Origin of the sequence: Burkholderia sp. Bp9004 (assembly GCF_003858025.1) — a bacterium.
Classification (GTDB): domain Bacteria; phylum Pseudomonadota; class Gammaproteobacteria; order Burkholderiales; family Burkholderiaceae; genus Burkholderia; species Burkholderia diffusa.
In genome coordinates this window covers 1-14,670 of record NZ_QTQD01000013.1, presented here as the reverse complement: position 1 = coordinate 14,670, position 14,670 = coordinate 1, and the positions used below count along the sequence as shown (strand labels likewise).

10 protein-coding genes and 2 pseudogenes are annotated in these 14,670 nt (G+C 67.0%); 4 read left to right on the top strand and 8 right to left on the bottom strand.

Features of this window, described 5'->3' with window-relative positions:
- Positions 1-335: 335 nt before the first annotated feature.
- The 5 genes from hydA to DIE08_RS16140 form a co-directional block, all read right to left on the bottom strand.
- Positions 336-1,793 (bottom strand): dihydropyrimidinase, encoded by a 1,458-nt coding sequence (hydA, locus tag DIE08_RS16160; RefSeq protein WP_124902490.1) that lies wholly within the window; start codon positions 1,791-1,793, stop codon positions 336-338.
- Between the two features lie 46 nt (positions 1,794-1,839).
- Positions 1,840-3,348 carry an NCS1 family nucleobase:cation symporter-1 gene (locus DIE08_RS16155; RefSeq protein ID WP_124627324.1) on the bottom strand — a complete coding sequence of 503 codons (1,509 nt, stop codon included), beginning with the start codon at positions 3,346-3,348 and terminating at the stop codon, positions 1,840-1,842.
- Positions 3,349-3,447: 99 nt separating this feature from the next.
- Positions 3,448-4,755 (bottom strand): NAD-dependent dihydropyrimidine dehydrogenase subunit PreA, encoded by a 1,308-nt coding sequence (gene preA / locus DIE08_RS16150; RefSeq protein WP_124902489.1) that lies wholly within the window; start codon positions 4,753-4,755, stop codon positions 3,448-3,450.
- A gap of 90 nt (positions 4,756-4,845) precedes the next feature.
- Positions 4,846-6,183 (bottom strand): NAD(P)-dependent oxidoreductase, encoded by a 1,338-nt coding sequence (locus DIE08_RS16145; RefSeq protein ID WP_124902488.1) that lies wholly within the window; start codon positions 6,181-6,183, stop codon positions 4,846-4,848.
- A gap of 129 nt (positions 6,184-6,312) precedes the next feature.
- Entirely contained in the window at positions 6,313-7,593 is a 1,281-nt protein-coding gene (locus tag DIE08_RS16140; RefSeq protein ID WP_059606020.1) for a Zn-dependent hydrolase, read from the bottom strand.
- Between the two features lie 362 nt (positions 7,594-7,955).
- Between DIE08_RS16140 and DIE08_RS16130 the strand changes: the two genes are divergently transcribed.
- The gene (locus DIE08_RS16130; RefSeq protein WP_124627328.1) at positions 7,956-8,648 is read left to right on the top strand and encodes a TetR/AcrR family transcriptional regulator; all 693 of its coding nucleotides are present in this window, start codon (positions 7,956-7,958) and stop codon (positions 8,646-8,648) included.
- 112 nt (positions 8,649-8,760) lie between these two features.
- On the opposite strand, the gene DIE08_RS16125 is transcribed toward DIE08_RS16130, so the two are convergent.
- The 3 genes from DIE08_RS16125 to DIE08_RS16115 are packed head-to-tail and all read right to left on the bottom strand — an operon-like array spanning position 8,761 to position 12,431.
- The gene (locus DIE08_RS16125) at positions 8,761-9,951 is read right to left on the bottom strand and encodes an acetyl-CoA C-acetyltransferase (RefSeq protein ID WP_124902487.1); all 1,191 of its coding nucleotides are present in this window, start codon (positions 9,949-9,951) and stop codon (positions 8,761-8,763) included.
- An 18-nt stretch (positions 9,952-9,969) separates the two neighbouring features.
- Positions 9,970-10,737 (bottom strand): 3-hydroxyacyl-CoA dehydrogenase, encoded by a 768-nt coding sequence (locus DIE08_RS16120; RefSeq protein ID WP_124902486.1) that lies wholly within the window; start codon positions 10,735-10,737, stop codon positions 9,970-9,972.
- A gap of 20 nt (positions 10,738-10,757) precedes the next feature.
- Entirely contained in the window at positions 10,758-12,431 is a 1,674-nt protein-coding gene (locus tag DIE08_RS16115; RefSeq protein WP_124902485.1) for an acyl-CoA synthetase, read from the bottom strand.
- A 136-nt stretch (positions 12,432-12,567) separates the two neighbouring features.
- Between DIE08_RS16115 and DIE08_RS16105 the strand changes: the two genes are divergently transcribed.
- The 3 genes and pseudogenes from DIE08_RS16105 to DIE08_RS16095 all read left to right on the top strand — a co-directional run.
- Positions 12,568-13,572 carry an AraC family transcriptional regulator gene (locus DIE08_RS16105; RefSeq protein WP_124902484.1) on the top strand — a complete coding sequence of 335 codons (1,005 nt, stop codon included), beginning with the start codon at positions 12,568-12,570 and terminating at the stop codon, positions 13,570-13,572.
- 351 nt (positions 13,573-13,923) lie between these two features.
- Positions 13,924-14,178: pseudogene (locus DIE08_RS16100) on the top strand (hypothetical protein); the annotation flags it as partial.
- Between the two features lie 304 nt (positions 14,179-14,482).
- Positions 14,483-14,602: pseudogene (locus tag DIE08_RS16095) on the top strand (transposase); the annotation flags it as partial.
- Between the last annotated feature and the right edge of the window lie 68 nt (positions 14,603-14,670).

The following is a 14,670-nucleotide window of genomic DNA, read 5'->3' as shown; positions in this document are numbered from 1 at the left end:
CTCCTTTCTCTCGATGTTTATTTGAATGATCGGCAGGCGGAACGGCACGCCCGTTTGACGCCGTCGGTGGATATTACTCGCCGTCATGCATGACGACAACGCAATCAAAATGGCATGCTCCGTGCGGTCTCGCTTGCGTCGTCGATTTGCTCAGTTCTTCTATGTACCTGGAAATCGGATGGACGTGACGATGCCCGATTCGTCCCATATATTGAGAGAATCGACGGGGGGCCGAGAGGATGCAGGGCCGGCGATGCACGTGACCGGCCGCGTGAACGCGCGCGGGGCGTGCCGTTCGAACAGACACGCCCCGCGCAACGGACGCAGTACGCCGCTCAGCCCGCGCGTTCGACCGGATGTGGCTCGCGCAGCCGGTTCGCGATGCGCGCGGCCTCGTAGTAGCCGGCCGCGGGTGGCCGCTTCAGATAGCGGCCCGCGCCGCGCACGGCACGCAGCTCGCCGTCGGCCCATGCGAGCGCACCGCGCGTGAGGGTGTGGGTCGCGACGCCCTGCACCGTCATCCCTTCGAACACGTTGAAATCGACCTGCTGGTGATGGGTCTTCACCGAGATCGTCTTCGTCGCGGATGGGTCCCACACGACCAGATCGGCATCGGCGCCGACCTGAACCGCCCCCTTGCGCGGATACAGGTTGAAGATCTGCGCGGCGTTCGTCGACGTGATCCGTACGAATTCATTCGGCGTGATGCGGCCATGATTCACGCCGTGATGCCACAGCACCGACATGCGATCCTCGACGCCGCCGCAGCCGTTCGGGATCTTCGTGAAGTCCTCGCGGCCCATCGCCTTCTGCGACGCGCAGAACACGCAGTGATCGGTCGCCGTCGTATGCAGCTGCCCCGCCTGCAGCCCACGCCACAGCGCTTCGCGATGCTCCGCCGAGCGGAACGGCGGGCTCATCACGTGCGCGGCCGCACGCGTCCAGTCCGGGTCGCGATACACCGACTCGTCGATCACCAGGTGCCCCGGCAGCACCTCGCCGAACACGCGCAGCCCTTCGCTGCGCGCGCGCGTGATCGCGTCAACCGCGTCCTTCGCCGACACGTGCACGATATACACGGGCACGCCGAGCACCTGCGCGATGCGGATCGCGCGGTTCGCAGCCTCGCCCTCCACCTCCGGCGGTCGCGACAGCGGATGCGCCTCCGGCCCCGTCATCCCGCGCGCGAGCAGCGCCTGCTGCAGCCGGAACACGAGTTCGCCGTTCTCCGCGTGCACCGTCGGCAGCGCGCCGAGTTCGAGCGAACGCGAGAAGCTGTTCACGAGGACCTCGTCATCGGCCATGATCGCGTTCTTGTACGCCATGAAGTGCTTGAAGCTCGACACGCCGTGCTCGCGCACGAGCGTGCCCATGTCGCGGTGCACCGATTCGTCCCACCACGTGACGGCCACGTGGAAGCCGTAGTCGGCCGCGGCCTTCTCGGCCCAGCCGCGCCACTCGTGGAACGCGTCCATCAGCGGCTGCTTCGGGCTCGGGATCACGAAGTCGATGATGCTGGTCGTGCCGCCCGACAATCCGGCGGCCGTGCCCGAGTAGAAGTCGTCGCTCGCCGTCGTGCCCATGAACGGCAGCTCCATGTGCGTATGCGGATCGATGCCGCCCGGCATCAAGTACTGGTCGTGCGCGTCGACCACCGTCGCGCCGGCCGGCGCGTCGATCGTCTCCGCGATCTGCAAGATCGTGCCGCCGTCCTGCGGGTCGGCACACAGTACGTCCGCGCGATAGGTGCGGTCCGCATCGACCACGGTGCCGCCGCGAATCAGGATTGCCATTTGGTTGCCTCCTCGTTGACTGTCGGGTGCCGCATGCGTTCGCGCATCAAGCGCTCGCGATCTGCGCGCGCTGTCCGGCGCGCCACTTCATCCAGGTACCGTACACGCCGGACGCCAGCACGAGGCCGACGAACCACGCATACGTGTAGAGCGTGTTGAAGAACGCCGGCACGTTCGGGAACGACGCCGGGAACGCGGTGTGCAGGAAGCCGGGCAGGTTCGGCAGCACGCCGATCGCGAGCGCCGCCAGCGCGGCCGGGTTCCAGCCGCGCGCGTAGCTGAAGTCGCCGCGCTCGTCGAACAGCGCGCGCGTATCGAGCCGCGTGCCGCGAATCAGGAAGTAGTCGACCATCAGGATGCCCGCGACCGGCCCGAGCAGCGCCGAATAACCGACGAGCCAGGTGAAGATGTAGCCGTCCGTCGTCGCGAGGATCTTCCACGGCATCATCACGATCGCGAGCGTCGCGGTGATCAGCCCGCCCGTGCGGTACGAGATCGCCTTCGGCCACAGGCTCGAGAAATCGTAAGCAGGACCGACCAGGTTCGCCGCAAGGTTGCAGCACATGGTATCGAGCGTGAGGATCACGAGCGCAATGCCGACGCCGATGCCCGTCATCCGGCTCGTCAGGTCGATCGGATCCCAGATCGCGTTGCCGTAGATCACGACGGTGGCCGACGTCACCACGACCGACACCACCGACAGCAGCGCCATCGGCAGCGGCAGCCCGATCGACTGCCCGATCACCTGGTCGCGCTGCGAATGCGCGAAGCGCGTGAAGTCGGGAATGTTCAGCGCGAGCGTCGCCCAGAAGCCGACCATCGCGGTCAGGCCCGGCCAGAACGTCGCCCAGAAGAGTCCCGCCTTCTTGCCGCCCGCGACGAACTGCGACGGCGCAGACAACATCGTGCCGAAGCCGCCCGCCTGCGACGTCGCCCACCACACGAGCGCGATGCACATCACGACCTTGATCGGCGCGGACCAGCTCTCGAGCCAGCGGATCGAATCGGTGCCGTGCCAGATGAAGTACAGCTGCAGCGCCCAGAACACGAGGAAGCACGCAAGTTGCCCGAACGAGATGCCGACGAGCGGCAGCGCGGCGCCGTGCAATGCGTTGCCGGTCAGGATGTTCAGCAGCGTATAGATCGCGCTGCCGCCAAGCCAGGTCTGGATGCCGTACCAGCCGCACGCGACGATCGCGCGCAGCAGCGCGGGCAGCTTCGCGCCCTGCGTGCCGAACGACGCGCGCACGAGCACCGCATACGGAATCCCGTGCTTCGCGCCCGCATGGCCGATCAGCAGCATCGGCACGAGCACGATCAGGTTGCCGAACAAAACGGTCAGCACGGCCTGCCACGGCGACATGCCTTCCTGGATCAGTCCGGCCGCAAGCATGTACGACGCGATGTTCATCACCATCCCGACCCACAGCGCCGCGAAGTGATACCAGCGCCACGTGCGCTGTGACGCCGTCGTCGGCGCGAGGTCGTCGTTGTACAGGCTGCCGGCCGGCGCCGCGGCGCTGTCGGGATCGGCGGGAATCGCTGCTGGTTTCATCGGACGCGCTCCACGTAAACGTCAGCGCCGGCATCGTGCGATGCCGGCAGAACAGGACACAAGCAGCAGTGCGGACGATGCCGCGCCGCCGGCCGCCGGTCAGGCCGCCTTCGCATGCTTCGCGGGTTCCGCCGGGCTCGCACCCGCGTCGGCACGCGCCGGGTTGTTCGGATGCGTGGTCCAGTTCGCGTAGTCGCCCGCGTCGACCCGCTCCATCGTGATGCATTGCTCGACCGGACACACATGCATGCAAAGATTGCACCCGACGCACTCCGCGTCCACCACCTCGAAGTGCCGCACGCCGTCCTTCTCGGCCGTGATCGCCTGGTGCGACGTGTCCTCGCACGCGATATGGCACAGCCCGCACTGGATGCAGCGGTCCTGGTCGATACGCGCCTTGATGTCGTACTTCAGGTTCAGATATTTCCAGTCGGTCACGTTCGGCACCGCGCGGCCGCGCACGTCGTCGAGGGTCGCGTAGCCCTTCTCGTCCATCCAGTTCGACAGCCCGTCGGCGAGGTCCGACACGATCCGGAATCCGTAATGCATCGCGGCGGTGCACACCTGCACGCTGCCGGCGCCGAGCACCATGAACTCGGCCGCGTCGCGCCACGACGAAATCCCGCCGATGCCGGAGATCGGCAGGTTCGGCGTTTCCGGGTCGCGCGCGATCTCCGCGACCATGTTCAGCGCGATCGGCTTGACCGCCGGGCCGCAGTAGCCGCCGTGCGTGCCCTTGCCGTCGACGGTGGGCATCGGCGCCATCTGGTCGAGGTCCACCGCGACGATCGAGTTGATCGTGTTGATCAGCGACACGCCGTCCGCGCCGCCCTTGTAGGCGGCACGCGAGCCCATCCGGATGTCGCTGATGTTCGGCGTGAGCTTCACGAGGCAGGGCATCTTCGTGCCTTCCTTGACCCAGCGCGTGACCATCTCGACGTATTCCGGCACCTGTCCGACCGCCGCGCCCATCCCGCGCTCGCTCATCCCGTGCGGGCAGCCGAAGTTCAGCTCGACCGCATCGGCGCCAGTATCCTCGACGAGCGGCAGGATCCATTTCCAGTCGCGCTCGTTGCACGGCACCATCAGCGATACGATCAGCGCGCGATCGGGCCAGTCGCGCTTCACCTGCGCGATCTCTTTCAGGTTCACGTCGAGCGGCCGGTCGGTGATCAGCTCGATGTTGTTCAGCCCGGCAATCCGCTGGCCGTTCCACTGCACCGCGCCGTAGCGCGAGCTGACGTTGACGACGTGCGGATCGAGCCCGAGCGTCTTCCAGACGACGCCGCCCCAGCCCGCCTCGAACGCGCGATTGACGTTGTACGCCTTGTCGGTCGGCGGCGCGGAGGCCAGCCAGAACGGATTCGGCGAAGTGATGCCTGCGATGGTGCAGCGAAGGTCGGCCATGTTCGGCTCCGTAAAAATGGGGCGTCTATCGTGATTCGCGTGGCGCGCGCAATGCACGCGATGCGCGGGATGCCGTTGCGTATGCCGCGCTCACGCGGCCTTGGCGGCGCGCCGCGCGAGCGCCGCGTCGATCGCCGCCGCCGCGCGCTTGCCGTCCTGCACGGCCTGCACCGTGAGGTCGATGCCGTCCGTCGCCGCGCAATCGCCGCCGGCCCACACGTCGGGCAACGCCGTGCGTCCGTCCGCGTCGACCGCGATGCGCGTGCCGTCCGCCGTCAGCAGCGCGGCCGCGACACCGTCCGGCACCAGCGTCTGGCCGATCGCTTTCAGCACCATGTCCGCGTCGACGGTGAAACGCTCGCCCGACGCGGCCTCGAATTCGACACCCGTCACATGTCCGTCCGCGCCCGCGATACGCACCGGCTTCGCGTGCGTGACGAGCGTGACGCCGCTCTTTTGCGCGAACTCGCGTTCGGCCCAGGTCGCGCTCATCGCGTCCACGCCGCGCCGGTACACCATCGTCACGCGCTCCGCACCGAGCTTGCGGCTCTGCACGGACGCGTCGATCGCCGTATTGCCGCCGCCGATCACGACCACGCGCCGCCCGACCGGCACGTTCTCCAGCGCGTCGGCCTGCCGCACCTGCTCGATGAAGTCGACCGCGTTCATCACGCCGCTCAATTCCTCGCCGTCGATCGCGAGCGTGCGCACGCCGCCCAGGCCCATCGCGAGAAACACCGCGTCATGCCGCTCGCGCAATGCGTCGAGCGTCACGTCGCGGCCGAGCGCAACGCCCGTCTGCAACGCGATGCCACCGACCGACAGCAGCCACTCGACTTCGCGTTGCGCGAAATCGTCGACCGTCTTGTACGCGGCGATCCCGTATTCGTTCAAGCCGCCCGCCTTCGGCCGCGCGTCGAACAGCGTGACGCGATGCCCGGCGAGCGCGAGCCGGTGCGCGCAAGCGAGCCCGGCCGGCCCCGCGCCGACCACCGAGACATGCCGCCCCGTATCGGGCGCACGCGTAAAGCGCACCGCGCCGCTCACCATCGCCCAGTCGGTCGCGTGCCGCTGCAGCGCGCCGATCGCGACCGGCTGCGCATCCTGGTGATTGCGCACGCACGCGCCTTCGCACAGGATCTCGGTCGGGCAAACGCGTGCGCACATCCCGCCGAGCGGATTCGCGGACAGGATGTCGGTCGCGGCACCCTTCAGGTTGCCGTTACCGATCTTGCGAATGAAGCTCGGGATGTCGATCTGCGTCGGGCAGGCCTGCACGCACGGCGCGTCGTAGCAGTAGTGGCAGCGGCTGGCGGCGGCCGCGGCGGCAGTCGGATCGAGCAGCGGCGCGATATCTGCGAATTCGCACGAGAGTTGCGTGGACGACAGGCGATGCGCGGCGATATCGCCGGTTGGCTTGGTGGTCATACGCGTTCCTTCGACTGGGTGGAGACAAAGCCGTCCCCGCCGGCTGCGAATGCACAGTCGGGGCGGTCCTGCTTGGGAATGCCACGGTCAGGCGATGAGCGGCCTGCCGGCTGCGCTAGATCCGGTCCGTCATGAAGCCGGCTCGCATGCGCGCGACAGCATCGCGTGCAGCAGCACGTTCGCGCCGGCCTCGATCCACGCAGGCGTCGCGTCCTCGATCTCGTTGTGACTGATGCCGTCGACGCAGGGAACGAACACCATCGACGTCGGCGCAACCTGCGCCAGATAGCACGCGTCATGCCCCGCACCCGACACGATGTCGCGATGTGAGTAGCCGAAGCGATCGGCCGCGCCGCGCACGGCCGCCACGCAGGCCGGATCGAACGCGACGGGCTTGTAGTAGAAAATCTGCTCGAGCGCGGTTTCGAGCCCGATCTCGCCCGCGATGCGCGCCACACCTTCGCGCAATGCAGCATCCATCTTCGCGAGCACCGCGTCGTCCGGATGACGGAAATCGACGGTGAAGAACACGCGGCCGGGAATCACGTTGCGCGAGTTCGGGTGAACCTGCATCATGCCGACCGTCGCGCAGCCGAACGGCGCGTGATCGAGGCCGATCCGGTTCACGAGATCGACCACGCGCGATGCGCCGAGCAGCGCATCGCGGCGTCGCGGCATCGGCGTCGGCCCCGCGTGCGCTTCCTGGCCGGTGAACGTGATCTCGTACCACCGCTGCCCCTGCGCGTCCGTCACGACGCCGATCGTCTTGCACTCCGCCTCGAGAATCGGCCCCTGCTCGATATGCAGCTCGAACGCCGCATGCAGCTTGCGGCCGCCGCAGGGTACGTCGCCCGCGTAGCCGATGCGCGCGAGTTCCTCGCCGATCGTCTTGCCGTCGACATCCTTGCGCGACAGCCCGTACTCGAGCGGGAACACACCCGCGAACACGCCCGACGCGACCATCGCCGGCGCAAAACGCGAACCTTCCTCGTTGGTCCAGATCACGACCTCGACCGGATGCTCGGTCTCGATGCCGTGATCGTTCAGACTGCGAATCACCTCGAGGCCGCCGAGCACGCCGTAGATGCCGTCGAAGCGGCCGCCCGTCGGCTGCGAATCCGCATGCGAGCCGGTAACGACCGGCGCCGCGTCGGCCACGCGGCCCGCGCGGCGCATGAACACGTTGCCCATCGTATCGACCGTCACCGTGCAACCGGCGGCTTTCGCCCAGCCGACGATCAGGTCGCGTCCGGCCTTGTCGAGATCGGTCAGCGCGAGGCGGCACACGCCGCCCTTCGGCGTCGCGCCGATCTTCGCGACTTCCATCAGGCTGTCCCACAACCGCTTGCCGTCGACCTTGATCGACGTGTCGAATGCTGCCCGCTTCACTGTTTCCGATACCGCGTTCATTCGTATCGCTCCTGTGGGGTCGGTCATGTTGTCATTCCGGTTGCCGCCGGTGCACGCATTGCCGCTGTCGGGGCAAGCCCGCACCGGCAAGGTGCAGATGCGCATCGTTCGTGTGATTCGTCCGACCGATCGGCGGATTGCCGGCACTGCATTCCGTCGATCATCAAATCCTGTCCGATTGGACAGGTTTTAGACGATCAAAATGCCCAGCGCAATGTCTTTCTTGCGTGAATCGACCGAGCGAGAAACGTGCCACCGCATTGCAGCATCACGCGCGCCGAGGTGGGCGGGCACGTGCGTTCGATGCGAACCAGCGGCTAGAATGAAGCGCAACGCGGCATGCAAGCCGCGCGAGGGTAACGATGAAACATGACGAAGCGGCCGCCGAAGCCACCGGCGACGACGAAACGAATATGCCCTTGCGGCGACGCAAGGCGCATATCCGCGAGTCCAACGAAGCGCATCTGCTGGCCTGTGCGGAAGCCGTGTTCGCGGAGCGCGGGCTCGACGGCGCGAGCACGGCGATGATCGCCGAACGTGCGGGCCTGCCGAAGGCGAACCTGCATTACTACTTCCCGACGAAGCTTGCGCTGTACCGTCGCGTGCTCGACGACCTGTTCGAGGACTGGCATCGCGCGGCAGGTTCGTTCGAGGCCGGCGACGATCCGGTGGAAGCGATCGGCGGCTACGTGCGCGCGAAGATGGATCTGTCGCGACGGCGCCCGCTCGGCTCGAAAGTGTGGGCCAACGAGATCATCCACGGTGCCGCGCACATGCAGGACATCCTGTCGGAACGCGTGAAGCCCTGGTTCGACACGCGCGTGAAGGTGATCGAGGGCTGGATCGCGCGCGGGCTGCTCGCGCCGATCGACGCACACGCGTTGATGTACCTGATCTGGGCGACGACGCAGCACTATGCGGATTTCGATGCGCAGATCCGCGCGCTGAGCGGCAAGCGTGCGTTCACGCAGAAGGCGTTCGCCGAGAAGACCGAGCAGGTCGTGCAGCTCGTGATTCGTGCGTGCGGGGCCGTGTCGCCGGAGGCGAACGCGTAACGCGATCGCGCGCGCGCCGGAAAGCGAAACGGGCGACGGGCACGATGCCCGCCGCCCGCGTCGCGAGACGGCATGGGTGCCGTCTCTTGCGTGATGCATCAATGCGTTCGCGTTACGCGACCCGCTCGATCGCGATCGCCGTCGCCTCGCCGCCGCCGATGCACAGCGACGCGACGCCGCGCTTCAGGCCGTACGTTTCGAGCGCGGCCAGCAGCGTCACCATCACGCGTGCGCCCGATGCGCCGATCGGATGGCCGAGCGCACACGCGCCGCCGTGCACGTTGACCTTGTCGTGCGGCAGGTCGAGATCGCGCATCGCGGCCATCGCGACCACCGCGAAGGCTTCGTTGATCTCGAACAGGTCGACGTCGCGCAGGTTCCAGCCGGTCTTCTCCGACAGCTTGCGGATCGCGCCGATCGGTGCCGTCGCGAACAGGCCCGGCTTGTTCGCGTAGGTCGAATGCCCGACGATCACTGCCTTCGGCGCGAGGCCGAGCCGATCCGCTTCCGAGCGACGCATCATCACGAGCGCGGCCGCGCCGTCGGAAATCGACGACGAATTGGCCGCCGTCACCGTGCCGCCTTCGCGGAATGCCGGCTTGAGCGTCGGAATCTTGTCGAGCTTCGCTTTGCCCGGTTGCTCGTCGATCGACACGACGGCTTCCGTCTTGCCGGCCTTCACGGTCACCGGCGCGATCTCCGACACGAAGCGTCCTTCTGCAATCGCACGCTGCGCGCGCGTCAGCGATGCGATCGCGAACGCATCCTGCTCCTCGCGCGTGAACTGATATGCCTGCGCGCAATCCTCCGCGAACGTGCCCATCAGCCGGCCCTTGTCGTACGCGTCCTCGAGCCCGTCGAGGAACATGTGATCGAGCACCTGGCCATGCCCCATGCGCATCCCAGCGCGCGCCTTCGGCAGCAGGTACGGCGCATTCGTCATGCTCTCCATCCCGCCCGCGACGGCCACGTCCGCCGATCCGGCCAGCAGCAGGTCGTGCACGAACATCGCGGCCTTCATCCCGGAGCCGCACATCTTGTTGACCGTGGTCGCGCCCGCCGCCAGCGGCAAGCCCGCCTTCAGCGCGGCCTGCCGCGCCGGTGCCTGACCCTGGCCGGCCGGCAGCACGCAGCCGAACACGATTTCATCGATGCGCTCGGCGGGCACGTTCGCGCGTTCGAGCGCCGCACGAATCGCCGCCGCGCCAAGCTCGCTCGCGCTGGCCGCGGCCAGGTCGCCCTGAAAACCACCCATCGGCGTGCGCGCCGCGCCAACGATTACGATCGGATCCTGTGTCGTCATGATTGCATTCCTCCAGTGTCAGCGCGGTGCCATGCGCAGCGCGCCATCGAGACGGATGACTTCGCCGTTCAGCATCGTATTCTCGGCGACGTGGCGCACCAGCGCCGCAAATTCTTCCGGGCGGCCGAGCCGCGGCGGGAACGGCACGCTCTTGCCGAGCGCGTCCTGCACGTCCTGCGGCATGCCGGCCATCATCGGCGTCGCGAAGATGCCCGGCGCGATCGTCACCACACGAATGCCGAACCGCGCGAGTTCGCGCGCGATCGGCAGCGTCATGCCCACCACGCCGCTCTTCGATGCCGCATACGCGGCCTGCCCGATCTGTCCGTCGAACGCCGCGACCGACGCGGTGTTGACGATCACGCCGCGTTCGCCTTCCGCGTCGGCGTCATGCTTCGACATCGCTTCCGCAGCCAGCCGGATCATGTTGAACGTACCGACCAGGTTGATCGAAACCGCACGCGCGAAACGGTCGAGCGAATGCGGGCCTTCGCGGCCGACGACCTTCTCGCCCGGCGCGACGCCCGCGCAGTTCACGAGCGCATCGATGCGGCCGAACGCGTCGCGCGCGGCAGCAACGGCGGCCTGCCCGTCGGCTTCGCTCGTCACGTCGGTCTTCACGAAGCGTGCGGACGTACCTAGTTCGTGCGCGAGGCTCGCACCGGCGTCTTCATTGACGTCCAGCAGTACGGCCTTGCCGCCTTCGGCGACCACCATGCGCGCCACCGCTGCGCCGAGGCCCGAACCGGCACCCGTAATCAGAAAAACGCGATCCTTGATGTTCATTCGCAGTCCATAATCAATATTCAGGATTGAGCGGTCTTCTCGGCTTCCAGCTTGCGCAGCATGAAGCGCTGGATCTTGCCGCTCGGGGTTTTCGGCAGCGCGTCGACGAAGTCGATCGCGCGAGGATAGGCGTGTGCCGACAGCCGCCGCTTCACGTGCTGGCTCAGTTCTTCGGCCAGCGCCGGTGTGCCGTCGAAGTCTTTCGACAGCACGACGAACGCCTTGACGATCTCGGTGCGCTCCGGGTCCGGCACGCCGATCACCGCGGCCTCGCTGACGGCCGGATGCTCGATCAGCGCGCTTTCCACGTCGAACGGACCGATCCGGTAACCGGACGATGTGATCACGTCGTCCGCGCGGCCGATGAAGCTCACGGTGCCGTCCGGCTCGAGTTCGACGTTGTCGCCGGTGCGGTAATAGCCGCCCGCGATCGCCGGCGTGTCTTGCTGCCAGTAACCGTCGAACCACAGCAGCGGCGAGCGCGCGATGTCGATCGCGAGGATGCCGGGCTCGCCGGGGCCGAGTTCGCGGCCGGCTTCGTCGAGCACAGCGACGCGATAGCCGGGCATCGCGAAACCCGCCGAGCCGGCATGGACGACGTGCGCGAGCCCGTGATGATTGTTCACGACCATCCCGAGTTCGGTCTGGCCGTAGTGGTCGTAGATCGGCGCGCCGAGCGCCGCGTGGAACCAGCGCACGACTTCCGGATTCAGCGGTTCTCCCGCGCTGCTGACAACCCGCAGTTGCCCTTTCAGGCGCGCGGCCGCTTCGGTGCCGGCCGCCATCAGCATCCGGAACGCGGTCGGCGAACCAGCGAGGCTCGTGATGCCGAGCCGTTCGATCACGTCGTAGGTACTGTCGACCGTGAAAGCGCCCTCGTACAACGTCGTCGCATGGCCGAGCAGCAGCGGGCCCGTGATCGCGTAATAGAGGCCGTATGCCCAGCCCGGATCGGCGATGTTCCAGAAGCGGTCACTGGCGCGCAAGTCCACCGCGTCGCGCATGTACGCGCCGAACGCGAGCAGCGCGCGCAACGGCACCGGCACGCCCTTCGGCAAACCCGTCGTGCCCGACGTCGACATCATCATGAACAGGTCGGTGCCCTTGCGCGGGACCGGTTCAAATACGTCGCACTGCGCGTCGAGCGCCGCGCGGAAATCGATGTCGCGCGCCGGCAGCACGTCGCCCGAATCGCGCACCGTCGCGACCTGCGGGCAATCGACGATCTCGTCGAGCTTCGCGCGATTCGCGATGTTGGTGACGACCAGCCGCGCATCGCTCATGCGCAACCGGTGCTCGATCGCCTTCGGCCCAAACGCGGTGAAGAGCGGCTGATAGACGGCGCCCGCGCGCCACGTGCCGAGGATCGTCGCGACGAGTTCGGGCGTGCGCGGCAACAGGCCGGCAACCACGTCACCCGGCTTCACGCCCTGCTCGACCAGCAGGTTTGCGACCCGCGCCGACAGCGCCTGCATCTGCGCGAACGTGAAGCTGCAGTGCCGGCCGCCGACGTCGATCCAGTCGAGTGCGATCGCATTCGCGTCCGCCGCCGCATGCCGGTCGCAGCATTCGACGCAGGCGTTCAGGCCCTGCTCCAGGTCGCCGTGCAGATATGCGGCGGCGGTCTCGATACGGAAGCCGGCAACGGCGTCGGCGTAAGCCGGCACCACCCGGGTGGTTGCTCCATCACGCATGCGTGTCTCCTGTTCGTTATGTCCGCCGGCGAACCGGGGGTATATCGATGATGGTAGACAGCCGTCACATTGCAATCAATGACAAACAGAATCTAGAATCGTGATCGCTTTTGCCATGTCTGGAGGACATGAAAAAATGGGGCCGCAGATGATCTCGCCGGATTTCGTCGAGGACGCGCTCGAGAGCCTGCGCCGGCAGCAGATTCCGACCGAGCCCGTGCTGCGCGTTGCCGGCCTGCCGGCCACCGTGCGCGAGCCCGTCACGCCACAACAGTACGGTCGCCTGTGGCTGGCGATCGCCAACGCGATCGACGACGAATTCTTCGGGCTCGCGGCCCGCCCGATGCGGCGCGGCAGCTTCACGCTGCTGTGCCACGCCGTGCTGCACGCGGGCACGCTCGAGAAGGCGCTGCGGCGTGCGCTGCAGTTCCTGCGCGTGGTGCTCGACGAACCGCGTGGCGAGCTCGTGGTCGCCGACGGCCAGGCGCAGATCGTCCTCACGCAGGCGGGCGCACCGTATTCGGCGTTCGCGTACCGGACGTTCTGGCTGATCCTGCTCGGCGTCGCCTGCTGGCTGATCGGCCGACGCATTCCGCTACAGCGCATCGATTTCGCGTGCCCGAGCCCCGACCAGCGCAGCGACTACCACCAGTTCTTCGGCGTGCCCGTGAATTTTGACCGCCCGGACAGCCGGCTCGCGTTCAACGCCGCGTACCTCGCGCTGCCGACGATCCGCTCCGCGCAGGCGCTGAAACCCTTCCTGCGCGGCGCGCCCGGCAACCTGCTCGTGCGCTATCGGCACGACACCGGCTGGGTGGCGAAAACGCGTGCGCATCTCAAGGCGCAACCGGCCGCCGAATGGCCGGACTTCGACACGCTGGCCGTGCGCCTCGGCACGACGCCCGCGACGCTGCGGAGACGGTTGCGCAGCGAGGGGCAGAGCTTCGCGTCGATCAAGGACGAGCTGCGCGGTGCACTGGCCCAGTCGCTGCTGCGCGGGCACACGCTCAGCGTCGCGGAAATCGCGGCGGAACTCGGTTTTACGGAGCCCAGCGCGTTTCATCGCGCGTTCCGAAAATGGACCGGGACGAGCCCGGGCGCATTTCGGCGGGATGTCAATGCGGCGCGGGCGGAGCATTGAATTGCGGCGCGGGCGCGCGTCACACTCGGTGCGAGCGCGCAAAAGGGTAACGCTGACGTGCATGACCACTGTGAATTTCAGCAGCCGTGCGGTTGCTCAAGCTGTTGGCCTTCAAAGGAAGTTCTGGCAGAACCGTTCTCTTTTGCTTCAAGAGGCGATTCCTGCGCATTCGACGGCCACGCAATCGATTCGGCTGCGAGCACGTGATCACTCTGCAGTTTGTTGGTGCTCAATCGCCTCCGGCTGCGCCAACGACACGACGCAGCATCGACCACGCCGCATGCCGGCCCCAAGTTGCGCGTTGCGCTGCCCGACCACATACTGACCGGCCATGCGAACGAGGCGGCGTTGATGGTGACTGTCGATCAGGGTGCCGCTTCAGTGCTGGGTGTCGTGGGATCTGCCGCGTCCTTGCTGGCAGCCATTCCGTACGCGCGCGCAATCTACCGGCGCAGCGTTCCGCCGCACCTGTTCACGTGGCTCATCTGGTCGGTCGTCACGGCGATCGCGGCCGCCGGCCAGTCGGTTGCGGGTGCCGGACCGTCCGCATGGTGCATGGCGGCGATCGCACTCACCTGCTTTCTGACTTTCGTCGCGTGCCTGTTTCTCGAGATCTCAGCGGAGGCAATAGAAAGATCGATCGACTACGTCGCCGAAGCCGAAGCGATGGTGATCGGGTTCTGAATCCGGCTGTCGGCAGATTCGGATCTCCCGACGCCCGGTGAGCTATTCGTCCACCCGGAGCATATGGGGCAGGGCGTTGCCCGCGCGCTACGGAAGGAGATCCGGACGGAAGCGGCCAGGAGAGGGGCCGATGCTTTGTGATCGAGGCGGATCACAATGCCGTGCTGACCTGCTCCCCGCGTTTAGTACGGTGACGGTGTAGAGTCCGTTCCAGAGAGGAACGGCAATGAAAAAGCGATTCACCGAAGAGCAAATCATCGGCATCTTGAAGGAAGCCGAGGCTGGCCTGAAGCCGGCGGAGCTGTGCCGCAAGCACGGCATCTCGGAAGCGACCTACTACATATATGGACTGCTCCCAATAGCAAACGGAAGTTGACGGACACGGAAGTCGATTGCGTACATATATCCGGCGTC